Annotated in this window: 24 protein-coding genes and 1 riboswitch; of the genes, 16 read left to right on the top strand and 8 right to left on the bottom strand. The window is 43.8% G+C overall.

The genetic code is table 11. The features are described from left to right. Positions 1-122 precede the first annotated feature (122 nt). Positions 123-1,319, bottom strand: coding sequence for an MFS transporter (locus DESGI_RS05150; RefSeq protein WP_281168117.1), 1,197 nt, complete (start codon positions 1,317-1,319; stop codon positions 123-125). A gap of 351 nt (positions 1,320-1,670) precedes the next feature. Continuing rightward, a riboswitch (cobalamin riboswitch) is annotated at positions 1,671-1,846 on the top strand. Between the two features lie 179 nt (positions 1,847-2,025). On the opposite strand from DESGI_RS05150, the gene thiC reads away from it, so the two are divergent. The 5 genes from thiC to DESGI_RS05175 all read left to right on the top strand — a co-directional run bounded on the left by thiC (position 2,026) and on the right by DESGI_RS05175 (position 7,157). Then, the gene (thiC, locus tag DESGI_RS05155; RefSeq protein WP_006521285.1) at positions 2,026-3,324 is read left to right on the top strand and encodes a phosphomethylpyrimidine synthase ThiC; all 1,299 of its coding nucleotides are present in this window, start codon (positions 2,026-2,028) and stop codon (positions 3,322-3,324) included. Between the two features lie 27 nt (positions 3,325-3,351). Further along, positions 3,352-4,632, top strand: a complete 1,281-nt coding sequence (gene bzaB, locus DESGI_RS05160; protein WP_006521286.1) for a B12 lower ligand biosynthesis ThiC-like protein BzaB — start codon at positions 3,352-3,354, stop codon at positions 4,630-4,632. Positions 4,633-5,036: 404 nt separating this feature from the next. Further along, positions 5,037-6,104, top strand: coding sequence for an alpha/beta fold hydrolase (locus DESGI_RS05165; protein ID WP_006521287.1), 1,068 nt, complete (start codon positions 5,037-5,039; stop codon positions 6,102-6,104). 386 nt (positions 6,105-6,490) lie between these two features. Then, a complete protein-coding gene (locus tag DESGI_RS05170; protein ID WP_006521288.1) occupies positions 6,491-6,742 on the top strand; it encodes an AbrB/MazE/SpoVT family DNA-binding domain-containing protein in 252 nt (83 codons plus the stop codon). Position 6,743: 1 nt separating this feature from the next. Continuing rightward, positions 6,744-7,157: a type II toxin-antitoxin system VapC family toxin gene (locus tag DESGI_RS05175; protein WP_006521289.1), complete on the top strand. Its 414-nt coding sequence runs from the start codon at positions 6,744-6,746 to the stop codon at positions 7,155-7,157. 14 nt (positions 7,158-7,171) lie between these two features. On the opposite strand, the gene DESGI_RS24390 is transcribed toward DESGI_RS05175, so the two are convergent. Next, a complete protein-coding gene (locus DESGI_RS24390; protein WP_157872732.1) occupies positions 7,172-7,342 on the bottom strand; it encodes a hypothetical protein in 171 nt (56 codons plus the stop codon). A 198-nt stretch (positions 7,343-7,540) separates the two neighbouring features. Then, entirely contained in the window at positions 7,541-7,924 is a 384-nt protein-coding gene (locus DESGI_RS05185) for a hypothetical protein (RefSeq protein ID WP_006521290.1), read from the bottom strand. A gap of 90 nt (positions 7,925-8,014) precedes the next feature. On the opposite strand from DESGI_RS05185, the gene DESGI_RS05190 reads away from it, so the two are divergent. Continuing rightward, positions 8,015-8,194, top strand: a complete 180-nt coding sequence (locus tag DESGI_RS05190; protein WP_006521291.1) for a MerR family transcriptional regulator — start codon at positions 8,015-8,017, stop codon at positions 8,192-8,194. An 8-nt stretch (positions 8,195-8,202) separates the two neighbouring features. Here the strand turns inward: DESGI_RS05190 and DESGI_RS24395 are convergent, their stop codons facing one another. Further along, entirely contained in the window at positions 8,203-8,346 is a 144-nt protein-coding gene (locus tag DESGI_RS24395) for a hypothetical protein (protein WP_157872733.1), read from the bottom strand. Between the two features lie 524 nt (positions 8,347-8,870). On the opposite strand from DESGI_RS24395, the gene DESGI_RS05195 reads away from it, so the two are divergent. Both DESGI_RS05195 and DESGI_RS22930 read left to right on the top strand, forming a co-directional pair. Beyond that, complete coding sequence (locus tag DESGI_RS05195; RefSeq protein WP_006521292.1) at positions 8,871-9,068, top strand: hypothetical protein; 198 nt, start codon at positions 8,871-8,873, stop codon at positions 9,066-9,068. Positions 9,069-9,164: 96 nt separating this feature from the next. Next, on the top strand, positions 9,165-11,063 hold the full coding sequence (locus DESGI_RS22930; RefSeq protein WP_052543926.1) for a methyl-accepting chemotaxis protein: 1,899 nt from the start codon (positions 9,165-9,167) through the stop codon (positions 11,061-11,063). 31 nt (positions 11,064-11,094) lie between these two features. Here the strand turns inward: DESGI_RS22930 and DESGI_RS24400 are convergent, their stop codons facing one another. The 4 genes from DESGI_RS24400 to DESGI_RS05215 form a co-directional block, all read right to left on the bottom strand. Further along, complete coding sequence (locus tag DESGI_RS24400; RefSeq protein ID WP_157872734.1) at positions 11,095-11,244, bottom strand: hypothetical protein; 150 nt, start codon at positions 11,242-11,244, stop codon at positions 11,095-11,097. A gap of 10 nt (positions 11,245-11,254) precedes the next feature. Continuing rightward, complete coding sequence (locus tag DESGI_RS05205) at positions 11,255-12,748, bottom strand: VanW family protein (protein WP_006521295.1); 1,494 nt, start codon at positions 12,746-12,748, stop codon at positions 11,255-11,257. A 276-nt stretch (positions 12,749-13,024) separates the two neighbouring features. After that, complete coding sequence (locus tag DESGI_RS23640) at positions 13,025-14,488, bottom strand: FAD-binding oxidoreductase (protein ID WP_006521296.1); 1,464 nt, start codon at positions 14,486-14,488, stop codon at positions 13,025-13,027. Positions 14,489-14,844: 356 nt separating this feature from the next. Continuing rightward, positions 14,845-15,060, bottom strand: a complete 216-nt coding sequence (locus DESGI_RS05215) for a hypothetical protein (protein WP_006521297.1) — start codon at positions 15,058-15,060, stop codon at positions 14,845-14,847. A 354-nt stretch (positions 15,061-15,414) separates the two neighbouring features. Between DESGI_RS05215 and DESGI_RS05220 the strand changes: the two genes are divergently transcribed. From DESGI_RS05220 to DESGI_RS05255, 8 genes are all read left to right on the top strand, one after another. Continuing rightward, entirely contained in the window at positions 15,415-15,642 is a 228-nt protein-coding gene (locus DESGI_RS05220) for a hypothetical protein (RefSeq protein WP_006521298.1), read from the top strand. A gap of 126 nt (positions 15,643-15,768) precedes the next feature. Beyond that, complete coding sequence (locus tag DESGI_RS05225; protein WP_006521299.1) at positions 15,769-16,251, top strand: L-2-amino-thiazoline-4-carboxylic acid hydrolase; 483 nt, start codon at positions 15,769-15,771, stop codon at positions 16,249-16,251. A 63-nt stretch (positions 16,252-16,314) separates the two neighbouring features. Continuing rightward, a complete protein-coding gene (locus tag DESGI_RS05230) occupies positions 16,315-16,710 on the top strand; it encodes a VOC family protein (protein ID WP_006521300.1) in 396 nt (131 codons plus the stop codon). A gap of 120 nt (positions 16,711-16,830) precedes the next feature. Continuing rightward, a complete protein-coding gene (locus tag DESGI_RS05235; protein WP_006521301.1) occupies positions 16,831-18,864 on the top strand; it encodes an aldehyde ferredoxin oxidoreductase N-terminal domain-containing protein in 2,034 nt (677 codons plus the stop codon). A gap of 29 nt (positions 18,865-18,893) precedes the next feature. Then, positions 18,894-19,439, top strand: a complete 546-nt coding sequence (locus DESGI_RS05240) for a 4Fe-4S dicluster domain-containing protein (RefSeq protein ID WP_006521302.1) — start codon at positions 18,894-18,896, stop codon at positions 19,437-19,439. A gap of 87 nt (positions 19,440-19,526) precedes the next feature. Beyond that, on the top strand, positions 19,527-20,678 hold the full coding sequence (locus tag DESGI_RS05245; protein WP_006521303.1) for a (Fe-S)-binding protein: 1,152 nt from the start codon (positions 19,527-19,529) through the stop codon (positions 20,676-20,678). Between the two features lie 315 nt (positions 20,679-20,993). Next, the gene (locus DESGI_RS05250; protein WP_006521304.1) at positions 20,994-24,095 is read left to right on the top strand and encodes a CoB--CoM heterodisulfide reductase iron-sulfur subunit A family protein; all 3,102 of its coding nucleotides are present in this window, start codon (positions 20,994-20,996) and stop codon (positions 24,093-24,095) included. 143 nt (positions 24,096-24,238) lie between these two features. Next, entirely contained in the window at positions 24,239-25,006 is a 768-nt protein-coding gene (locus DESGI_RS05255; protein WP_015617922.1) for a hydrogenase iron-sulfur subunit, read from the top strand. The last annotated feature ends 77 nt before the right edge of the window (positions 25,007-25,083 follow it).

Genomic DNA, 25,083 nt, shown 5'->3' on the forward strand with positions numbered 1-25,083 from the left:
AAAAGTCAATGTATTTGGTAAGTGTAGGAAATGTTGTATTTAAGTTACGGGAACTTGTTCCATGAACGTCGTTTACAATATCCAGAAAGACTGGGACTACTTAGTTTCATGAGATTTCTTGGCTATACTTGAGCAGCTTTAACTTTAATTGTTTCCTTGCCAAATATTCCAAATAAAGCCACTGTCATAAGGAGCATGCCGGCAGTAAGATAAAAGGGCAGAATCAATCCGGAGATATCTTTTAAGTAACCGCATAAAAGCGGCCCAATTACCCAACCTAAATCACTGATAGCTCTGAAAGTTGCCAAGGTGCCTTCGTAATCATCTTTTAATGCAATATCGGATACATAAGCAGTGGGAATAGGTGCGCCAATTCCCCTGCCTAAACCGAGAATCAGGGCGCAAAACAAAAAAAACCAATAGGTACTGCTGTAAACGAACATAATCAGTCCCAGAACGGTAATAACACCACCTGGGATTATTAATTTTTTTCGTCCTAACTTGTCGGAAAGATTACCTGCTATAGGAGAAAAGAGAACTTGCATAATAGCTATTACCGTTAGACCTAAACCTACTTGCCCCTCGCTTAAGGATAAGTTTTCATAACCTACCAGTGGTATTAGCGTGGCTTGGGTTCCGCCGATTGTAACAAGGGTGAATAAAGCTACCAAAGAGATAAGTATAAAGTTGTAGTTAAACAAATAACCAGTGCTTTTTTTAGTTTCAGCCAAGACGGTGGCTCCCCGGGTTAAACCAACCCCCTGGTGTCTGGTTGAAGTTTCGGGGACACGCAAATACACCCATATTGCTGACAATAACGCCAGCGCAGCATAGCAAAAAAATACAAACCTGTACCCAAAATATTCACCCATAAAACCGCCAAAAGTTGGGCCTATACTTGCCCCAAGTAAAGCTGCTGTCCAGAAATAACTAATGTATAACCCCCGGTTGGTAGTATTGCTTATTTCTGCCAGAGCGATAAGCGCAGTTACACTATAGCCGGCAGCTGCTGCTCCCTGCAATAATCGCCATACAATCAACTGCCAATATGCCGTAGTAAAACCACAACCCAATGCACTGATGAATACAATCGCTGGTGCTCCCACCAGTAATAAACGCCGACCAAAACGTTTGGTTATCTTCCCTGACGGTATATTCATAGCAACTCTGGCAATCCCGAACGCGGTTATCGTTAAACCTACGGAAATTCCTAATTTACTTGCCTCTACACCAAGGGATTGGATGAACTTGGGTAAGATGGGAGCTATAAAGCTTAACCCCATCATTAAAAATATCTCCCCTATACAGAGGAGAAACACAATTTCGTTTGTTCGCAAACTTTTTTTATCGGTATCTAATTTTACTTTGTCAACTGCGTTTAGCAAACAATATCACCTTACTTAATAAAATGATAGATAATTATTGATTAATTATATCACATAACATAAACCGCGTTTGCCAATCACCTTTTCCATGATTATGTTAGTATTATACACCCAAAAAATAAACAAAATATGCAACGTACATAGAATTACGGGATATACGATATAATCCAATTAATCAATTGTATGCCATTTCTGTACAATTATCTAATTGTATTAGCTTAAACTCAAATTATAATGGCATATAACCAGGTTGACAGAACCGGTAAGTTAGGTTATATTTTTTACAAAATATATAGTTTTACAGGTGCCAACAATTTGTTGGAGAATAGGGAACCGGGTGAAATTCCCGGACGGACCCGCCACTGTATTGGGGAGCAATTGTCATTACCACTCCTATGGGGGGAAGGGACAAATTTGCAATGAGCCTGAGTCAGGAGACCTGCCTGTAGAAGAATACGTTGCCGGCTTTGCGAAGATAAGCCGGCAGATGTGAGGATGATGGTAAAATCCGCACCCATTTGGGATGCGGATTTTTTGCATTTATTTACAGATTATGCCGGACTGATGCAGATAATCTATCAATCAAGGCAAAGGCTGTCAGGTGAAATGTTTTATAAAATAAATTATCAGGAGGGAAAACATGTCATTTTTGGAAGATGCGCAAAAAGGACTTACAACAGAGCAAATAGAAGCCGCTGCAGTCGCTGAAGGGGTTGCTGCAGCAGTGATCAGGCAAGGAGTGGCTGATGGCACTATCGTAGTACCCTGCAACCCTGCTCACAAAGGGCTGAAGCCTATAGCTATCGGTAAGGGACTCCGGACAAAAGTAAGCGCCAGCATCGGGTTGGACAACAAGGACAGCACTGTGGCTAATGAACTGGAAAAGTTACAGACTGCTCTGGTTGCGGGAACCCATGCAATCATGGATCTCAGCATTACTGGAGATATGGATGGCGCTCGCAGGGCTATTTTGTCAGCAGCGCCGGTGCCTGTAGGTACCTTGCCTCTGTACCAGACGATCGTCGAAGCGAGTCAAAAATACGGCTCCGCATTAAAAATGACGCCGGAGCAGATGCTTGAGGTCATGGAACGTCAAGCATCTGATGGCGTGGATTTTATGGCACTGCATTGCGCAACTACCTTTGAAACCATTGAGCGTGCCAAAAACGAAGGCCGCATAGACCCTTTGGTCAGCTATGGCGGTTCGCATATCATTGGCTGGATGGTCCATCATAAAAAGGAAAACCCTCTCTATGAGAATTACGACCGCATTCTGGAGATTGCGAAGAAATATAGTGTGACTCTTAGCCTGGCGGATGGCATGCGTCCGGGCTGTCTGGCGGATTCTCTGGATGGAGGCCAGGTGCAGGAGCTGATCACGCTGGGTGAGCTGGTGGATCGGGCTCGTAAAGCCGGTGTGCAGATTATGATCAAAGGGCCTGGTCATATGCCGCTGAATCATATCAAGAATACCATGACCTTACAGAAAAGCCTTTGCAAGGGAGCACCCTACTTTGTTTTTGGTCCCTTATTGACTGACCTTGCTGTCGGCTATGATCACATCAATGCAGCTGTCGGTGGTGCTATCAGCAGCTGGTATGGCGCGGAATTTCTGTGTTATGTTACGCCTGCCGAGCATATCGGTAATCCCGATGTCGCACAGGTACGCCAGGGCGTTATTGCCGCCCGTATTGCTGCTCAAGCCGGGGACCTGGCCAAGGGCATGCCGGAGGCCATCCAGTGGGATCTGGATATGTCCAATGCCCGCAGAGATTTGAAATGGAAGGAACAGATCAGGCTGGCCCTCGATCCCGAACATGCCGCATATATTCGGAAGACTAGAAATGAAGGCAAGATTTCAACCTGTGCCATGTGCGGTAAGTTCTGCGCTATGAAAATCATTGCCGAACACCTGCATTTTGACAAGCACAGCTGTTAATGATTTTGAAAAAGGAAGGATGACATTATGACACAAGTATTAAAGGCCCGTGCCGGAAAAATAACGGAAGAAATGGAAGCCGTTGCGCTATATGAACAAGTCGATGTGGAATTTGTTAGAAAAGGGGTGGCGGAGGGACGTATTGTCATTCCCAGAAACATTAACCGTAAGTCCTTTAGATATTGTGGTATCGGGGAAGGTATGAGGGTTAAAGTCAACGCTCTGATCGGCACCTCCAGCAACCGTGACGATATGGCCCTGGAAGCCAGAAAACTGCAAGCCGCACAGGATGCCGGCTGTGACACCTTCATGGATCTAAGTACCGGCTCGGGCATTGATGCCATGCGCAAGCAAACTTTGGAATTGGCCAATGTAGCCGTAGGCTGTACCACAATTTATCAAGCGGGACAGGAAGCTATTGAAAAATATGGCAGCGTGGTGGAAATGCGTACCAAGGATATTCTGGACAATATCGAAAAACAGGCCGCGGAAGGCATAGATTTTATGGCTATCCACTGTGCATTTAATAATTCTGTGTTGAATGTAATGCAAAAAACAGGTCGTGTTACCTGGGTAGTCAGCCGTGGCGGTGCATTCATCACCGGTTGGATGCTGCACAACAAAAAGGAAAATCCCCTGTTTGAACACTATGATCGTATTCTGGAGATTTTAAAAGCCTATGACGTCACTCTGAGCTTGGGCGATGCCATCCGCCCCGGTGCAACGGCGGACTCCCTGGACGGCGCCCAGATACAGGGACTGCTGGTGCAGGGTGATCTGGCCAAACGCGCTCAGGCCGCCGGTGTTCAGGTTATGGTAGAAGGCCCGGGACATGTGCCTCTTAATCATGTAGAAGCTACCATGAAACTGCAAAAAAGACTGTGCAACAACGCACCTTACTTTATCCTGGGCACATTGGCGACGGATGTTGCTCCGGGCTACGACAATATTACCGGTGCCATCGGAGGCGCCTTCGCCGGTGCCTGCGGTGCGGACTTCCTCTGCTACCTGACTCCGGCAGAACATTTGGGACTGCCTTTGGAGGAAGATGTGCGCACCGGTGTCATCACCACCAGAATAGCGGCCCAGATTGCCGATGTAGCCAGAGGTCACAAACAAGCCATGGCCAGAGAAAATGAAATGGCCCGTGCTCGTGTAGCCATGGATATTGACCGCCAGATCAAAGCGGCTCTGGCGCCGGATAAATTGATCGCCGCCAAGGAAAAGGGCTGTGGGCAGCACCTGTGTGCGGCCTGTGGTAAAGACTGCGCTGTTCAGGAAGCCGCCAGGTATTTCGGTATCGCGTAGTTACCTGAATAGGTGATAAGATAAAAGCCTTGAACGTATTGCTGTCATAAGGCTTTAAGCAGCAATTCCGTACCGTCATTAAATCTTTCGCGTGTTTTTCCTCCACTTGGATAAAAACTTGTGTAGTTATCTAATAAAGTACCATCCTTAATGCTTAGGTAGTGTGCAAAACTAGAATAGGTGGGGCGGTAGGGAGGAAATTAGAACCATTTAGCGAATTACGTATTAGCAACTAGTGCCAGCATACTCGTTAATGCTGGCTATTTATCTTTTATCGGCGAAAGACAATATTTCCTTCAGGTTGTTCATATATTTAAATAATGCTATCCTGAAAAAGATAACCGGGCTTGCTAAAACAAAAAAAGACCAGCTATACTCAATCGAATGTTGGGAAGGGAACTGATTTGAAAAAGTTGTTTATAATAGTTATTAGTTTAGCCATATTAGTAATTATTACAATTGTATATTTAGGGATAACACCTTCAACTGAGCAATTTAAAGATAAAGAAGGAAATGTGCTTCCTAACAGTATCGCAACCCTTGAAGAGATAGAATTGGGCAAAATGAAACAATGGATTTCTATTAGAGGGAAGGATAAGTCTAATCCTGTGCTTTTGTGGCTGCATGGTGGACCCGGGTCTGCTCAGATGTCTCTGGCGCATCATTTAGATAAAGAGTTGGAGGAAGAATTTATAGTAGTCCACTGGGATCAACGACGTGGGGCGGGGAAGTCGAACCATGATGGCTTTAATGAAAAAGACATGACATTTGAGCAGTATAAAAGCGATGCACATGAATTAGTTGGATACTTACAAACATACCTCAAGAAGGAAAAAATTTATCTACTTGGCCATTCATGGGGGACCCAATTGGGAATAGAACTAGTAAATGATTATCCTGAAGATTTCTATGCCTATATTGGAGTGAGCCAGGTGGTCGATAATCGTAGAGGGGTCGAACTAGCCTATGATTGGCTTATTGAAGAGATTAAGAAAAATAACGATCAAGCGAGCTTAACCAAGTTGGAACAAATTGGAAAACCGCCGTATAGCCATAGTCAATATAGGGAATTTGCCCAGCTTGTAATTTTGTATGGAGGTAACCTTGATACACAAATGTGGAGGTTGGCTCTTATTGCAGCAGGGGCGCCTGAATATACATTTATGGATTACTACCGCCTACTTAATGGCATGAACAGAGGTGGAGGCCCAATGCACCAGGACGGAGAAATGTTACATTTCAATTTTATCGAAGAGATACCCTCCGTTAAGGTTCCTACATTCTTTTTAAACGGTAAGAACGATTATAATACTCCTTTGCAGTTGGTAGAGGAATATTATAATAAAATTGAAGCCCCCCAAAAGGACCTAATTGTGTTCGAAAACTCTGCCCATACCCCATTTTTAAAGGAAACCGAAAGATTTAACCGAAATATAATTCAGATAAAAGATATGACGCTCAGAAAGAACTGACGGGTCTGTTGGAAGGTGGGAGATGACTTCGCTGTTATGGTTAAATAAACATTCATCTAAGGCAGCCGCGATAACAGTGACCATCATTTGGTTACCCAAAAGGCTTTTTTTGTTTTTATAATTTTACCAAGGCAAGGAAGCCTTACCGGGATTTAAGATAATTGAGATCTCAGTAAGGCTTCTTTTTTGTTATAGATACTGTTATACTGCCCGGTTAAATTCAAGGAGTGGTTCAAGCTTTATTTTCTGGGTTAAGGCAGCAAGCTTTCAGGGTCTTTCGGAATTTCCTGGAGCATTAAAAAGGGGAAATCTTAAAGATTAGTTTTACCTTTGCATATAAAGTGGTAAAATATTATTACAAAATGCAAAAACAAGGTGGTGTTTATATGAAAACTACAAAGGTAAGCAATAAGGGGCAAATTGTCATACCTTCTGATCTTCGCAAGAAATATGGCATAGAATCTAATTCAACTATCAAAATTACTGAAATAGATGGATATATAGCAATTATACCTATACCCAGGGACCCGATTAAGGCCGCGAGAGGCATGCTTCGTGGTGATATGACGGCTGCCCAACATATGTCCGAAATTCGAAAAGAAGAGTGGGAGATTGAAAGAAATAAAGAGAGGAAGTAAAATGGAACGGTATGTTTTGGATAGTTATGCAGTTTTAGCATATTTAAACGATGAACCCGGCGCACAGGTTATACAAGACATATTACAATTGGCGCAACAAGAACAGGTAGTTGTTTATATGAGTTGGAATAATCTGGGTGAAGTGTATTACCGCTTGCAGCGTCTTTATGACAGGCAGTTAGCCAGAAAATCTATAGAGATTATTAAATCATGGCCTGTCAACTTTTTAGAAATTGATGAACAGGCCACTTTGTTGGCAGGTGATGTTAAAGCTCGATTCCGCTTGGCTTACGCTGATGCTTTTGCCGCAGCAACAGCAATAAAGAATCAAGGCATACTGTTAACTGGTGATCCGGAATTTAAACAATTAGAAAATGAAGTTATTAAAATCAAATGGTTGCTACCCAATCATTAAAGTCTTGAGCTAACTTATTTTTTAAGAATAACAGGGAGTTGTTCTGCAATTGCTAAAAGCATCGTAGTATCATCACGAATCAGGGACATAGTAATTGCGCCTTCCATAAAATTTCGCCGCGGCACAGCGAAAGCCACCGGCTTCCAGGCATCGATTCCTGAAATGGCTGGTGGCTTATTTTGCACTGGGAGTTTAACCTGGCTGCTGACCTTTTTATTTAGCTTGGTATCTTCAGCTATACATTTACTGTGGTTAATGCAGTTCTTTATTTATACAAGCCAATTGTTTTCTTTGGCCATGCCTGCTTTAATTGTTATTGGTCTGGCAAATTATCTGGCGGCAGCGAAGTCTGAAGAATAATACCGCTTATGATTAGAGTATGGCTAATTATCCAGCAGCGCCAGCACATCGGGAAAAGGTTCCAGCGCTCTGCGCAAAATGCACAGCACATAGGCAATCAGTACTCCGTCATTAACGACCGGCACTCTCGCGGCGCTGGCGGCCATCATGCGGGATAACATTTCCCGCTGGTTGATTATACAGGCTCCGCAGTGGACTATCAGCTTGTAGCTCTCCAGGTCGGAGGGCATTTCGATGCCGCTGGACCAGTGAAAATCAAGCTCACCGCCCAGTGACTGGCGCAGCCAGTTTAGTGAGGGACTGTACCTTTTGGGTAGCTGTTGGGAATGGCGTAAGCCAGGCCCAACAGCTACCCGAGCATTATTTGAACGAAATACATTTTCATGTATGGTAGTATATATTTTCATATCTCTATTGGGGGTACAGTTGATCAGTTGATATTATTCGGCTATCCGTATATAATAATCTTGATATGTTATGTAGAAGGGGCGGTCAACATGGACTTTATTCCTGTTGGAGAAGTTGCTGTAAAATGGGGCATTTCTGAACGACGCGTGCAAAAATTTTGTGAAGAACAACGTATCCCCGGCGTGAAACGGTTTAGCCGTATGTGGATGATTCCGAAAGATGCAAAAAAACCAATTGATGGAAGAAAGAAACGTGATGGTTGCGCATAGCAAAAACATTAAGCTGATTCGTTTGTCCGAATCAGCTTAAACGTGGCATATAAAAGAAGCACTGCTTCCTTTTTTTTAACCTCAGGTAAATCTTGAACTATTGCCGCATCCACAACTGGAAATTTTGTTTTCTTGAACATTTTTACTTCCACAATATGGACAGCTCACATTTCCTGGTTTGATAAGGATGTATTTAACTATGAAATCTTTCAAGCACCCGTTACATTTGTATTTTAGCTGCGCCAACGCTATCCCTCCTTTTATCAATATATTAATATATAACAAATAATAATTCAATATCTTATTAATTTTTTTTTACTGGCATGATATTCGAGCACTAAAGCAATCCAGTGATAAGTGAAATCAGTAACTTATAAAATCTGATGCTTTTATCTTATAATTGACAAATTGTTGGGTGGGTTGTTTTTTACTTGATAATCCAAGGAAATTGTTGTTTAATATTATTAAAAATAAATTTGTTAGGTTTTGTAAGTGTGAAGTATTTTCAACAATAGACATTCATGCCACTTGTGCTGCACCAATTTTTGGAATAAAATAAATACATAACGATAAAGTTGTATAAGGTTTTAAGAACATTTACTTGATTAAGTGAAGTAATTCACAAAGTGTAGTGACAATATTTTATTAGCCAATCCAAGGAAGGAGGGATCCCAAGGTGAAAAATAAAGCAGTGGGTGAAGAAATATTAAACTCCATAACAGTCATCAAGGGGTTAAACGAATTGGTTTTTAAAAATACTTACCCTGAAGAAGCAACTATTATAAATCAAGAAGTTAATAAAATATGCCATGTTGCAATTGATTTTTTTGGCCTGAAAATGAACCGGACTGCTTTAACGCTCAATAATGGATGAATGAAAATCTTAGGCCAAGCTTGCCGGTTATCAAGCCTAAAATGAAACCTAAAATTATACGGAAGGCGGTGAGCAGTCATTAAAAAGCCCTTGTCTATGAGATTAAACATTAAAACCAGGTTGGCTGTGATTACGACTTTGCTAATAATTATTTCGGTAACTTCAATAGGCTACCTATCGTATAACAAGTCCCGGGCCATGTTGGTGGATTCCACGCAGGACAAGCTTTTGACGGACGCGAAAATATATTCAAACATGATCGACAAATATATATATGAGCGTAGCCAGGATATCAATTTTTTAGCCCTAAACTCGACAATTCGAAGTCTTGATGCTTCTGTGGAAGAAAAATCCGCCGTGTTGCGCGAATTTAAACAATGTTACAGTTGTTATGCCTCTATTTCACTAACCGATGCCAGTGGACTGCAGATAGCTGACAGCGACGGTAACGTGGGAACAATGAAGACCGAAACCGAGTGGTTTAAAACGGCCATTAAAGGTAATATGTACATTTCTGACGTGCGCATGTCCATAGACCTACAGAAACCAATTCTTAACTTTGCCGGTCCGGTTAAAGACAAGAACGGCAACATAATCGGGGCTTTAACTACCCGATTGATACTGGAAGATACTATCTGGGTTATGGTAGATGAATTTGGCAGATTACAAAAAGAAGCCGGAAATTCCGGCTATGCTTTCGTGGTTAATAACCAGGGTGTGACGATGGCTCATCCCGACCGGGATATGGTGCTGAACGCGAATATACTTACCCTGGGTATTGATGCGCTAAAAACCGCCGGGGAAAGAATGATCAAAGGAGAGACCGGGTTTGCTCGTTATGTTTACAAAGGAGATGACAAGTATATTGCTTATGTACCCCTGGACGGTTGGGGGAGCTATCAAGGCATGGGATGGTCAATCGTTCTCACTACATTGGTTAATGACTTTCTAAGCCCGGTTAACGCATTACGGGGTTACGCTATAACCATAGGCGTGGTTGCGGTGCTATTGGGACTGGTCATAGCACTGGTTTTTGCCGGGCGAATTGCCAAACCAATTAATTTAATACTTGATAATGTCAATCGTGTGGCCGGCGGTGACTTAAGCCGTGATATTAATGTACGCGGCAATGATGAAATCGGTCAACTGGCCGGTGCATTTAACAAGATGGTGGCCGGCCTCAGGGAAATCGTGGGTAAATTACAGGATAACTCAGTAAAGCTCTCATCCCAGAGCCAGCAGCTGGCTGCATCAGGACAAGAGGTTGGAGCTACTGTTGAAGAGTTGGCGGGTACAACCACCGAAGTGGCTGCTACAACTGCCCAGGCTACTGAAAATGCCCGCTTAGCAGAGGAACAGTCGAAAAACACGCGCCAAATGGCCGCAGCAGGCAGTAAAGCTATTGAGCAGGCCCTGGAAAAGATTAAATCCATTGCCGATGATACAAAGGTTACTTCCCGGGCAGTGGAAGAACTGGGCCATCAATCAGAGCAGATCGGCCAAATAATCAATACCATTACGGGCATTGCCGACCAGACTAATCTGTTGGCTTTGAACGCGGCTATCGAAGCGGCCAGGGCCGGGGAACATGGCCGGGGGTTTGCGGTAGTGGCCGAGGAGGTACGTAAATTAGCCGAGCAATCAGGCCGGGCGGCCAATGAAATAACCGCATTAATTAACCAAATGCAAACCAAGGTTAAAGAATCAATTGTTTCTATACATCAGGGCACGGCTATGGTTGGCGAGGGGGTCGAGCTAGCCGGCAAAGCGGGTACTGCCTTAAGCGATATTGTTCAGGCCATTCATAAAATTTCTGAAATGGTTAAGGACATGGCCCAAGGTGCAAACCAGGTTAACGATGGTACACAGCAATTAGCGGCGGCTCAGGAAGAAATTTCTTCCACCGTGCAGCAGGTAAGCAACGCGGCTCAGGAGTTATCCATAATTGCTATGGAATTACAAAGGGCGGCAGAACAATTCAAGGTAGAGGAATAAAAACGGCATCAATTAGTAAGTAATATGAACATTATAGAACAAAGCTCAAAAGGAGAGGCTGCCTTTCTATGTTTAAAAAGAGCAGCCTTTCCGCAAGTGAGGTAATAGCGATATTGATGCTGGTTGTTGTTGGCACCCCTTCATTTCTAGCTACCGCTTTGCTTCTTTCTCTTGCTTTCATAGAACCCTCCCTATAGCGGTTCGCCGGGTGGATTTCCAAGGTTTGTTTCGGGGCTGTCGGATGCTGGACATAAGTCTACGGGCTCATCCGTGGGACTATCTATAGGTCCATCTGTAGGTTTATCTTCAGTCTCATGGCCGGGAATCTGAGTTTCGCTCTGCACGGCAATAATTTGTTCCACCGGTAGGTAATAACTATCAGGCAGGGCGTCCCGTCTGATTTCCTTGCCGTCTACAGTCACTACCCGCTGGGCTTTAACCCGGTAACCCTGGGCGCCCTCTTGAAGCATTTTAGACTCTTCAGGCTCTAAATCGGGATCAACCTTATATACCACCTTGGGTTCGATAGTTTCCACTATCCAGCTTTCTAATTGGACATTGTTCTTTTCTCCGTCATTCCCGTATATTTTTATGGTGAGGCTGTTTCCATGCATGCTGGTTTTAATCAACAAGTGGTTGCTCGAATTATTCTTAAATTTGAAATCCAGCGCATCGTAGGCCACTGCAGCGTCAAGCCCGATGGGGGCATAGGTAATGGGAATATTATGGTTGCCCCGCTGGATGATGTCCAGATCGGCCAGCAGGACGGCGTTATATAACGTTGTCACTACTTGACAGATTCCGCCTCCCAAACCTTCAGTCAACGTATTACCCACAATAACTCCGGCATTTTGGTAGCCTTTTTCAGCTACTCGGGGACCCACCACCTGATTGAAGGATACAATCTCTTCCGGTGGTACTATCAGATCGTCTAATATGTCAGCAGAAATTTTAATGTTTTGGGTACGTCCGGCCAGTGTTGGGTTAAATTGGGTGGTATACTGGGATAACAATCCTGTTACGCCCCACTGGGTTACCTCTTCGGTGCTCAGTTCCGGATTGATTTTGGTGGCCGGCAATTCCAGGGCTAAACTATGGTTATTATTCAGCAGTTCAATCAATTGATTTCTAAACTTATCAATATCAACGTGAAAGCCTTCTTGAGAAGGTTCCACCCCCACCTGTTCCTGGCTATTTACCGTAAGTCGTGCATTAACCGCCGGAATATACAGCGGATTGACTATTTTTTGCAATACTGCCTTGGTCATGTCACGGTCCAGGTTAATTACGGCCGGCTGTTGCTCTGTAAGATGCAACCGTGACTGCCAGCGTTTTATTAATCCTATTTTATTGAAATGTGCCAGCGCCTGATCAATGGTTTTTGCGCCATCCAGGGTGAGTCCCATTGCACCCAGGGTAACATCATGGGCAACCCCCTGGTAAGTAACCCTGACCTGTTTTTTTAGTAACTCCTGCTCCAATTCAGCTAATTTAGCAATGGCGTCCTGTTTTGTTAAATTTGATAGGTCTACCCCCAGTACCTTTGTGCCGGGGAAAATGACGTTGGTTTCAGTTGGGTTGGATAAACTGGCTTGATTTACAATGGCACCAGAGCCAAGTACCAAGAATAGCATTAGTAAAAACCCAGACCTAATCAGCTTGAATTTATTTTTTCTCCGTGCCATTGCATATATGCTCCTTCGCATTAAATGATTCCTACAGTTATGACACCTGTTAACGACAAAAAGTTGCATTATAAAATAGAAAAGCCGTGGATTTTCCACGGACTATTAGTATTAAAGCTTGATTTGAGAGCAATAACGACATTTTGATGCGGAATGTTATCCTGCAATTCGTTCTACACAAGTATGGTATTGGTTACCATGACTGTCTCTATTTTCGCTGTATCCTATATGGGCGGTATGCTGGTATATAAGATTGGAACTTAGTAGATTTAAACATCAGGCACTTTCGTAGTAGATATTTTCCGGTTCAACACCTGCACCGTGCAGGACCTTTAAAGATGCGTTGATCATGGGCTTGGGCCCGCACATATAAACTTTATAACCCTTTAAATCCATCTCTTTTATAACATCGGTAACAAACCCCTGCTTACCATGCCAGTCTTTATCGGCTGCTGCCACCTTGATATATTCAAATTTACTACTCTCGGATTGCAGCATACTGAAGTGGTCATCGTAGATTAGCTCTTTTGCTCTATTAACGCCATAAACCAGCTTTACATTTTTTTCGGTATTTGAATTTTTGACAATATCCCCTGTCATCGGCACAAATGGTGTTATACCTATTCCTCCGGCGACAAAAAGAAACTTATCAGAATTTCTATTGATTACCAGTTCTTTCCCCATGGGCCCTTCAAGTTCAACTAAGTCTCCCTCTTTAAAGGTACTAAAGAGTATTTGTGAGCCAAAGCCTCCGGGCATATTTTTTACGGAAACCTTAACTTCTGTCCCGTCTTTTTTGCAGGAGGAAATGGAATAGGCTCTGAACATTATGGGTTGCTCGTTGATTTTAACCAGTATGAACTGCCCCGGTTTATAATCCAACTTTTCAGGTTTAATCATTTTAAAGGTATACTCATTGACATCATCATTTAGCTTTCTAATTTGGCTGATGGAAGCTGCTATTTTCCGTCTTTCCCTGTAGCCGTCAGTATCAGTTTCTTCTTTTAACCGGAGGGCTTCAGATTCATTGCTTAGCGACAGAATACCCGCAGGGCAATTATTAACGCAGGTGGAGCAGCGTATGCACGCTTCACTATCAAACTGGTTTTTATCCGAGAATTCCAAGTAGGGGGTTAACTGCATTGGGCAAACCCGGGAGCATTTACCACAAGTGTGACACATTTCTTTGCTGGCTATAGTCACTTTTGCGTCGCTCTTTCTATTGATGCGAAGTAGTTTTCCCAGCTTATAAGTCAGTATTTCCAGCGTTCCCATGGGGCAGAAATTGCACCAGGATCGGGGGCTGACCGTAAAAGCCAGGATTGTTCCTATAATGGTAACCACCAGGTAGTTTATGACAAATACGTATCCCAGTTTGTCAAGAAAACTGGCGCTTCCATAGATGGCAAACACCTTGATCAAACGACTAATCATCATGTACATAAACCAGGTAAACATTGCCGCAGCCATTAATTTGTGTTTCATAAAAGCAGGTATTTTGCGGTTTGCACCACGGGGCATAATGATAAAATCAAATAAACTGCCGTGGGGGCAGATATTACCGCACCAGTACTTGCCTTTATAAAAAGCCATAACAGCCAGGGTCAGCATAAGTGGGATAATCAGCAATCCCAGTTTGGGGAACCACAACCCTCCAAAGGCCACCAGCGGGACAAACATCCAGCTGTATTTTCTGAAAGTGTTGAATACCCGGTTTGTTTTGATGTAAAAGGAATTCATTTTTAAAAACCACCTTTCGTTTATACCCCAGGGGGTATATTGTTTGATATAATTATAAGGCAAGACAGGCATAATTGTCAAAATATTTTTAAGTCCGCCGGTCTCTGTTTGCGTGGCTAAAATAGCTGTGGTCTGGTTGGTCGTGATATGTTTGTGGCGATTATATTATATGATATACCCCTAGGGGGTAAGGTCTATGATTTGTGCCGGACACCTGGTGCGCATTTTCCGAAACAAAGGGACGTAGCACCCGTGGGATAACTTTTCCTTACGATGAAGTAGATCCGAGCTGACTAAAGTAGAGTAAGCCGCACCCTCAAAGGTGCGGCTTACTCTACTTTACATAAGTTTCAGTTTTAATTTTTATTTACGTAATGCAAATAGAGCATTCTTAAAGCATCTAACCAGACCAACGGGTCCAGTCTGTCGATTTCCTTATATTTTTCCTCACCCAGGTTTTCGATGAGCAACTCTTTAAAGCGCGCGTCGTCTTTGCTGTAAGCAACAACATCCTTTAATGGCCGGTCTTTAAATAAATTTATCAACAAGTTACCCAGTTCCTCCGGTTTCAATTAACCACCCCCACCGTTATATTCGGTGTCGTGGTTGCAACTTCCTGTAATACAAAAGTCTACTTTTTAAAACCAGAACGCGGGGATGGTTGTAGATGTTACATGGCATTTCCGCACAGTCGCACTGGTAGGCTTAATGCGCTCTTATTGACATTGCTCTTTTCCGTGAGCAAGGGCAGCTATTTTACTCTAAATAATTCCACAGACCAGGAGGATAGCTTAGCATTACCTTTAAAGGCAAAACCCTTAGTTTTATAGTGAAAACACTGCACCAAAAGTGCGGAAGAACCTAAAAAAAATAAGTTTTTTTACTGCCGACGGCCCCCATCCAATATCTGAGACGGGGGCCTGTTTGTGGTGCAGTTTGACACCGGTGGTGCTGCGCGGCAACAGGTAGTGCCCGGAACCAATGCTTACCGGCGGGAATCATTGGTAAAAAGGCTCCCGGGTAATTTGCAAATTCTTTTTCGGAATGGCGAAGTGGCCGGATTGCCGGGGTCTGGGGTGGATACCGTTGCCATACTGCACCAGGATGAATTGGTTTATAGGGCATTTATATCGCAAAGTGCTCTTAATAAATGATAAAAGCAGCAATATGATTAGGTGTAGCGCAACCGACTGAATATTCTTTATTTTGGGCATGGAAATTGCATAGATAAGAGTGTAAATGAGGGTCGCCTCGTAGACCCAAAGGGGGTTTATTGATTTATGAGTAATACGAATAGCATAAAACTACAGCGTAACTGGAAGAATATGATTCTAATTTCCCACGGTTTTTTTCATTGCTGGCGTCAGACGGTTGAGGAAACGATAGGACAGCAGGAAGCCAAGAAGTTGGTACAACGTTTTTGGGAACTGGTGGGTCAGGGAACGGCAGAAGCTTACCTTAAAAAGAATCGGGACCCTGATAGCGTAGAGGATGTAGTGCAGGCTTTTGCCAGGGCAAGTGAAGTTATGGGAGAGACTGTACGAGTGGAAAAAGACGGGGAAGCTGTGCTGTTAGTCCATGATGCCTGTCCCTGGATTGACTCTTATCGTGATTACGGATCACCAGGACAATGCCAACTCGGGTGTGACCGGTGGTTCGGAGCTGCGGTCGAGGGTATTTCTCCCCGGTTACGGGTAGAAACAACGGCCTGTCAGGCTGCGGGAGATCAGACCTGTGCCAGGCGATTTACCTTCATTTCATAAAAATTAAATAGGGTTGCATTATTTGATTGGTTTGTAAACTATCTAATTCGAGGAGGATATTGTATGAAATTGGAAAAAATTGACCACATATGTATAGCGGTTAAGGATGTTAAAAAAGCTGAACAAGTATACTCCAATGCTTTTGATATTAAAGCTGTTGACTACTATGTTGATGAAAATGAAAAAATCAATGTAGTCAGGTTCATGATTGGTGAGGTCGGCTTTGAGCTTATGGAATCCACCGATCCCGACGGGGAAGTTGCTAAATTTATTGAAAAAAATGGTGAGGGCGTTTTCTTAATATCATTTAAGGTGCCTGACACAGTTGAAAGCATGGATGAATTAAGCAAGAAAGGGCTACCCTTGCTTGATAAGAAGCCGCGAAAATGGCGCAACAGCAATTTCACATTCTTACATCCGAAGGGGTTTAACGGGGTGTTGCTGGAACTTATTGATTAAATTAGTGAGCATAATGGTGCACATCAAGGGCTCAACATAGATGAACAATCTGCGCAGCTAAAGCATATAGCTGTGCAGATTCCCGAAAGTGGCTAAAAAGACAAGTAGAGGGGTTAAAAAATGAGGTACGCAGAGACAGGATATAATTTAGAAGTTGATTTATCCCGGGGAAATATTGAGCGGGTGGAAACAGACCCGGGATTGACCGAAAAATATCTTGGCGGCAATGGTACTGCCGCCAAGCTGATCTGGGACAGGGTATCTCCTGAAACAGATGCCTTTTCTCCCGACAATCTACTCATATTCAGCGCCGGACTGCTGGTTGGTACGCCTGTTCCCGGTTGCAACCGCACCATGGTCGATACCATTTCTCCCCAGACAAACTTTTTTTCACATTCAATATTTGGAGGCTATTTTGGTCCGGAACTGAAACATGCAGGTTACGACAAAATAGTCATTCGCGGTAAAGCCCCCGATTTGGTTTATTTGTGGATCAACAATGACAAAGTGGAAATACGTGACGCCTCCCATCTCAAGGGGAAAGGCACTCAGGAAACCGCGGTGCTCATTAGAGAAGAGTTGAAAGATCCCAGGATTCAAGTGGCTGCAATCGGCCTAGCCGGCGAAAACAGGGTTTTTATGGCCAGCATCGAACACTGCAACGCCGCCGCCGCGCGCGGGGTAGGCGTGATCATGGGGGATAAAAAGTTGAAGGCCATCGCCGTGCGTGGCACAAAAGATTTTTATGTTGCCAATTCGGAAGAACTTTTCAAGTTATGCCTGAGACACAGTCAGGATATGCAGGCCAGCCCGTTTGTCGGGGACCTGATGGCCATCGAGTGGAATGACGCTTTTCACCACAACAATTTCTCCTGGGGCAATGTACGTGTGCGGAGAAAGGGTTATTGGACCCAGGAAATCGAAGATAAATTCAAGGAGTACACCCTGAAGATTCGTGACCGGTTGCAAGGTTGCTATAATTGCCCGAAGAACTGCCATCTTGTGGTTAAGCCCCCCGGACGGCAAAGATACATGTTAAAATGCTACGGAAAAGCTACCTGGCATATGGCGGCCTTTAAAGAAATAGACTTTACTTTTGACATACTGGCTCTTAGTCAGGAGTACGGTGTGGACAGCTATGCAACGCCACAAGCTATAGCCTACGCCATTGAGCTTTACGAAGCCGGCATTTTAACCGACAAGGATCTGCCTGATTTTCCGGCGGAAAGCGGGGATAGATTTTATTATCTTCTTGAAAAGATTGTCCGGCGGGAAGGAATCGGAGATGTCTTGGCCAACGGTCTTTACCGGGCGGCCCGCCAGATTGGCAATGGCGCGGAAACATATGAACATAACACAATTAAAAAATTTGAGCAGGTGCCTGTCAAGCTGGGGAAAGTAAATTACCCTTATTATCTTATGTATTGCACCAGTGATAAAATGGCGATTAATCAGACCGAGGGATCCTATCCACAAGATCCCATTGCCGACATTGTGGAGAGACAAAAGTTTGCAGATGAATGGTTATCAGCTCCCGAAAGATTTAGAAGATATTTTATGGGGTGGGAGCCGCGCACCAATCCTTCCGTAGAAGCGTCAATCAATATTTGTGACTGGAACGAAACCATGCACTACGTTGATGACGCCACCGGCCTGTGCGCCTTCTGCTCGTCATTCAGAGGCCAGTTTGGCGGTGCCACCGCATATCACATTTATAATATACCAACTTTCATCAACCTGGCCACAGGGATGAATATTGATGCCGACGACCTGTGGCAAATAGCCAGAAGGAACCGGAACCTGGTCAGGGCCATTAACATCAGCAGAGGCTTAAGAAGAGCTGATGAGAAGCCGCCTAAAGACCACTGGAAGAAAAGGGAGCCTGAAAAAGAGCAAGAACTTCTTGATGAGTATTATAAATTTAAAGGGTGGACCAATGACGGAATTCCGTCCAAAGCGACACTGGATAAACTGGGCTTGGATTACGTGGCTGAAGAATTCATCAAGAGAGGCATCTTGACCGGTAACGAGGATAATTGCTATACGGAAACTCCGTGTTACTCGGAAGTAAATAAAAGAGAAAGTGGGCAATTTTCATCGCTGCGTAAGTCTGCGGAATTTACTTTAACTGAATACTTACACCAGAATAAATAAGAGCAATAGTCAGGGGGGTGAAAATCGCGATGGGTAAGTTAGTTAAGAAAATAGTTAAAACAATAAAAGTTGATCTGGACAAATGCAACGGCTGTCGCGCTTGTGAGATAGCCTGCGCTGCGTTTCATGCCAAACCGAAGTATAGCAGCTTTAATCCGGCCCGGGCCCGGATCCGGGTGGTTATTGATGAGCGGAATGATGAGTGGGTTGCAATTCGCGCCACTGATTATACCAAAGCCGGATGTGATGGCAGACGCACTTATACAATAAACGGCAAGGAATACAGCGAGTGCAGTTTCTGCGGCACTATCTGCCCGACCAGGGATTTATTTTATGACCCCGATTCCGGCCTGCCTCTTAAATGCGATTTGTGTGAAGATGAAAAAGAGCCTTTGTGTGTTCAGATATGCAGCCGTAACGCCTTAACTTACGAAGAAAAGGAAGTTGAAGTTGAAGCTGAAGCTGAAGAACAGGTGAAGCCGGCCGAGATGGAAACAAGCTTGAAATCATTGGTAGATAAATATGGATTAAATAAGCTGCAGAACACCTTGACCCGAATTTCAAAGAGGAGCTAAAATCTAATGTGAAATATAAAAAAAAAAGTAGTGTGAAATGTGTGAATAGGTCGAAATGTAAAATAATTTGAAAGAAGAGGAAAAGTCGTGGATACTGAAGCCCCAATTAAAGAGGTAATAGAGGAAATAAAAGAGAGCGGTGGAGACGCCGTCAAATTCTGCTATCAATGCGGAAAATGCGATACTGTTTGCCCCTGGAACAAAGTCAGAACTTTCAGTATGCGTAAGCTAATCCGAGAGGCCACATTTGGATTGACCGAGATAGAACATGAAGAGATTTGGCGTTGTACTACCTGCGGAAAGTGCGCTCAGATATGTCCCAGGGACGTACAGCAGATCCAAAACATGGTAGCCTTGCGCAGGATGGCCACGGGATATGGTGTATTTCCCGCCGCTATTAAGCCTGTTCGCGCTGCAAGCGCGGGCCTAACTTCAGATGGCAACCCCTTTGGTGAAGAACGTACCAAAAGGGCGGAATGGGCCAAGGGGCACTCTGTACAAACCTTCGAAGAAGGAATGGAAATTTTATATTTTCCCGGCTGCTACCCCAGCTATGATGCAAGATTAAAGAAAGTAGCAGTTGCCACAGCCAAAATCCTTAATAAGGCAGGGGTAGAATTCGGAATACTGGGTGCCGGGGAGAATTGCTGTGGGGAAAGCATTCGCAAGACAGGCAACGAGGAATTATTCAAGCAATTAGCCAGGGAAAATATCAAAACTTTTATTGACAACGGGGTTAAGAGAATCCTTGTTTCTTCTCCCCATTGCTACCATACCTTCAGGAATGAATATCCTGAATTCAATGTACACTTTGAGATAGTGCATATCTCCCAGTATTTATTCGAGCTGATTAATGAGGGAAGGCTTCAGATCAGCAAGGAGTATGCTAAAAAAATTACTTATCATGACCCCTGTTATCTGGGTCGACATAACGGCATATATGACGAACCGCGAGAAGTTTTAAAGAAGATACCTGGTTTAGAGCTGATCGAGATGCCTGAGTCGCGGGAAAATAGTTTTTGTTGTGGCATGGGCGGAGGCAGGATTTGGGCGGAAACGCCAATGTTTGAAAGATTTGCCAACCTCAGATTAGAGCAAGCTATTGGGGTTGGGGCTGAGGAGCTAGTTACCGCCTGTCCCTATTGCATCACCAACTTTGAAGATAGCAGGGTAGTCCTGAATTATGATGATGTTATCCAGGTTAAGGACATTACGGAGATCCTCCAAGAAGTTATTTAACGGAAAGGCACCTACCAGGGCGGAAGGAGCTATATCAACTTAATGGTGGTGTACACACTTCAACTATATCCGATACCAGATCGGGCACATAACACCTTGGACACAATCCAGGTTGAATGTTTGTTATCAACCTGAGATCGAATGCGCCGTCGGCATACTTATTACTTTGGCATTGACTTCTTTGGTCATGCACGCGGAGGCTGGTTGGGTGTATATTCCACCCGGATCGACTTGGTTGTTCAATACATTAAATACGGCTGACCCGGCCAAACCCGGACAGTACGGGTAAATAAAAACTGATGAGGACTGAGACAAATGGAAAAAGAAGAAAGAATTGAAGGACAGCTTATAAAAAGTCTTGCAGGCAGTAATTTTGGAGATGTTATGATCGTTGGTGGCGGGATTAGCGGTATTCAAGCCTCACTTGACCTTGCCACTGCCGGTTTTAAAGTCTACCTGGTAGACAAAGCACCGACCATTGGCGGCCACATGTCCCAGCTAGATAAAACCTTTCCAACCAACGACTGCTCCATGTGCATAGAATCGCCTAAATTTGTTGAATGTAACAGGCATCCCAATATAGAAATCATGACCTATACAGAAGTTGTCGGTGTCGAAGGGGAAGCAGGAGACTTTAAGGTAACATTGATTAAAAAGCCCAGGTATGTAATAGAGAGCAAATGTACAGGTTGTGGTACCTGTGTAGAATATTGCCCGGTTACATACCCTGATCAATATAATCAAGAGATATCACAGAATAAAGCCATTCATGTATACTTTTCTCAAGCAGTTCCCCTTGTCACTTATATAGATGAAAGCTGCCGTTACCTAAAAGGAAAGACATGTACTGTATGCCAGGCAGTTTGTAAGAATGACGCCATAGATTTTAGTCAAACGGCGGAGAAGTTAGAAATAGAAGTAGGTGCAATAATTTTATCACCGGGCTTTGAGCCATTTGACCCCAAACCTAGGGATGACTATGGCTACGGAAAGTATGAGAACGTGGTAACCAGCATGGACTATGAACGGCTATTATGTTCCACCGGCCCATACGAAGGTGAGATATTGCGTGCCTCCGACAAAAAGCATCCTCATAAAATAGCCTGGATTCAATGCGTCGGATCCAGACAGGTTATACCCGGCGGCAACAGCTATTGTTCAGCCGTATGCTGCACCTACACGCAAAAGCAGGTAATCTTAACCAAAGACCACGACGCCGCAGCCGAGTGTACCATCTTCCATAATGATATACGTGCCTATGGCAAGGACTTCGAGCGCTTCTACCAGAGAGCAAACAACCTTTCCGGCGTTCGATTTATAAGAAGCTATGTATCAATAGGAAGAGAACTCCCGGAAAGCAAGAACGTAACAATAAGATATTCTACTGTTGAGGATGGAGTAAAAGAAGAAGAATTTGATATGGTAGTATTATCCGTAGGATTGAACCCGCCTACTGATGCAAATGGCCTGGCAGATAAGTTCGGCATTGAACTTAATACGCACGGATTCTGTAAAACCAATCCCATTAATCCTATGGAGACTTCACGCCCGGGAATTTTTACAAGCGGAGCATTCCAGGGCCCTGTAGATATACCAGAATCGGTTGTGACCGCCAGCGGAGCTGGTTCCCAATGTGGTGAACTTCTTGACTACCGGCGAGGGAATCTATCCAGAGAAAGGGTGTACCCGCCGGAAAAAGATGTCTCTAGTGAGGAGCCCAGGGTGGGTGTCTATGTGTGTCATTGTGGGGCTAACATCGGGAGAGTAGTAGATGTCCCTTCCGTAGTTGACTATGCCTTAACCTTACCTAATGTTGTTCACGCTGAAGATAATCTTTTTATATGTTCTACTGATGCTGCCAAACATATATCAGACTCAATTCGGGAAAAAGGTATCAACCGCGTAGTTGTCGCCGCCTGCACACCCAGGACACATGAGCCGTTATTCCGGGACACACTTAGGGAGGCGGGAATTAATCAATATTACTTTGAATTTGCTAATATTAGAGAACATTGCTCTTGGGTCCACTCCAAAGAAAAGGAGGAGGCCACACAAAAGGCAAAAGAAATAGTCCGGATGTCGGTAGCCCGAACTGCACTCTTGGAACCATTACAGGAATTTGATCTTTCCGTTAACAAAACGGCTTTAGTGGTCGGAGGGGGCCTGGCGGGCATGATCAGTGCTCTATCCATAGCTCACCAGGGACATGAAGTTCACCTGGTGGAAAAGAATACGGACCTGGGTGGGATGGCCAAAAAAGTTTACTATACCCTGGAAGGGCTCAATGTTCAAGCTTATTTGCATGATGTTATACGCAAAGTTTATCAACATCCATTAATACATGTATATACTGATGCCGCCATTACGGAGGCTAGCGGTTATGTGGGTAATTTCATGACCAGGGTAAAATCAGAAAGAGGGGTTGCAGAGATAAAACATGGTGCAGCCGTCATCGCTACTGGTGCCCAAGTATATAAACCCACCGAATACCTTTATGGTCAAGATGACAGGGTTATGACCCACCTGGAATTAGAGGAGCAAATAGCCAAAGGAAACGAAAAAATAATTAACGCAGAAAGTCTGGTGATGATCCAATGCGTAGGCTGCAGAAACGAAGACAGAAATTACTGCAGCCGGGTATGTTGCAGCGAATCTATCAAGAACGCCTTAAAACTTAAAGAACTAAACCCCGAGATGGATATCTACATTCTCTTTAGAGATATCAGAACGTATGGTTTCAAAGAAGATTATTATCGTGAAGCGGCAAGTAAAGAGGTAAGGTTCATCCGCTATGAGCCTGATGATAAACCACAGGTAGAAGCTGGTGAATCCGATGAAGGCCGGCCAGTTTTAAAGGTTACCGTAACCGATCCTATTTTAGGTAAAAAGCTTGAAATAGATGCCGATGCACTTGCCTTAGCTGCCGCCGTTATTCCCTCCACAGGAAGTCAAGAAATAGCTGGATTATTTAAAGTATCTTTGAGTCCGGATGGTTTCTTCCAAGAAGCCCATGTCAAATTAAGGCCCGTAGACTTCGCTGCGGAAGGAGCTTATTTGTGCGGGATAGCTCACTATCCCAAGCTTATATCAGAAACGATTAGCCAGGCTTATGGAGCAGCCGGTCGGGTCTTAACTCTTCTCTCACATGATGCAGTCACGGCCTCCGGCTCTGTTTGCGAAGTAAATGAGGACAACTGCATTTCATGTGGAGCATGTATCTCAGCCTGCACTTACGGCGCCATAGAATTTCGTCAGACACAAAAGGGCAGAAAAGCTGTCGTTAATCCCGTGCTCTGTAAAGGAGATGGACTCTGCAATACAAAGTGTCCAACAGGGGCTATTTCACTAAAACACTATACGCATGAACAAGTCTTTCGTCAAATTGACGCGTCAGTTCCAAAGGAAAATATGATATAACAACTTGATGCGGTTGTTGGAGATGGTTAGAAAGGGGACACACCTTCTTAGCTAGGAATGTTCCCAACTTATAAATATCCCCAATTTAAACGAACAAAGAGAGATTACAAAGAGAGATTACTAATTAAAGAGGTGAGATAAAAGTGGGTACAGGAACAGAGTTCAAGCCAAGAATTCTAGGTTTTTTATGTAATTGGTGAGCATACGGCGCTGCTGATTTGGCTGGAGTTTCCAGACAACAATATGTAACTTATGCTAAGCTTATACGCGTGATGTGTACTGGCAGAGTCGAGATAGAATTTATACTCAGAGCTTTATCAAACGGAACGGATGGGGTAGTTATCGGTGGTTGTCATCTTGGAGACTGCCATTATAATACTCATGGAAACTACCACGCACTAAACATGGTGTTTCTATGTAAAAAAATAATGGAACACATGGGTCTAAACCCCGAAAGATTAAGGATGGAATTTATGTCTGCCGGTGAAGGAATCCGTTTCACCGAAGTTATGAATGACTTTGGTAAAACGGTGAAGGAATTAGGACCACTAGGCCAAAGTGAAGGAATAGATGAAACTGTATTAAAGTTAAAACTTAAAGCAATTACAAAGCTGGCCCCCTACATTAGACTTATACTTAATGAAAGGCTGAGAGTACATTTTAATACAGTAGAAGAATATAAAAAATTCTACTCTGGTGAACAGTTAGAAAAAATATTTCGTGAATTAATAGCAGATAAATTTGCAATAAGTCAAATTATGTTACTTCTGCGGGAAAGACCCCTTTCAACTGAAGAAATAACTAAGATTTTAGGACTAACCCCATCTGAAATATCAAGGCACCTTAATACTTCAGCAAGGCAAGGATTAGTCAAGTACGAAGATGGCCAGAAACGCTTTGCTCTTGTTTAGAGGAAAGGGGACACACCTCAGCTTTGGGGTCAAGGCTTTGGGGTCGAGGAATGTCCCCAACGTATGAAAAGGCAGAC

It is taken from the genome of Desulfoscipio gibsoniae DSM 7213, from assembly GCF_000233715.2.
Lineage (GTDB): Bacteria > Bacillota > Desulfotomaculia > Desulfotomaculales > Desulfallaceae > Sporotomaculum > Sporotomaculum gibsoniae.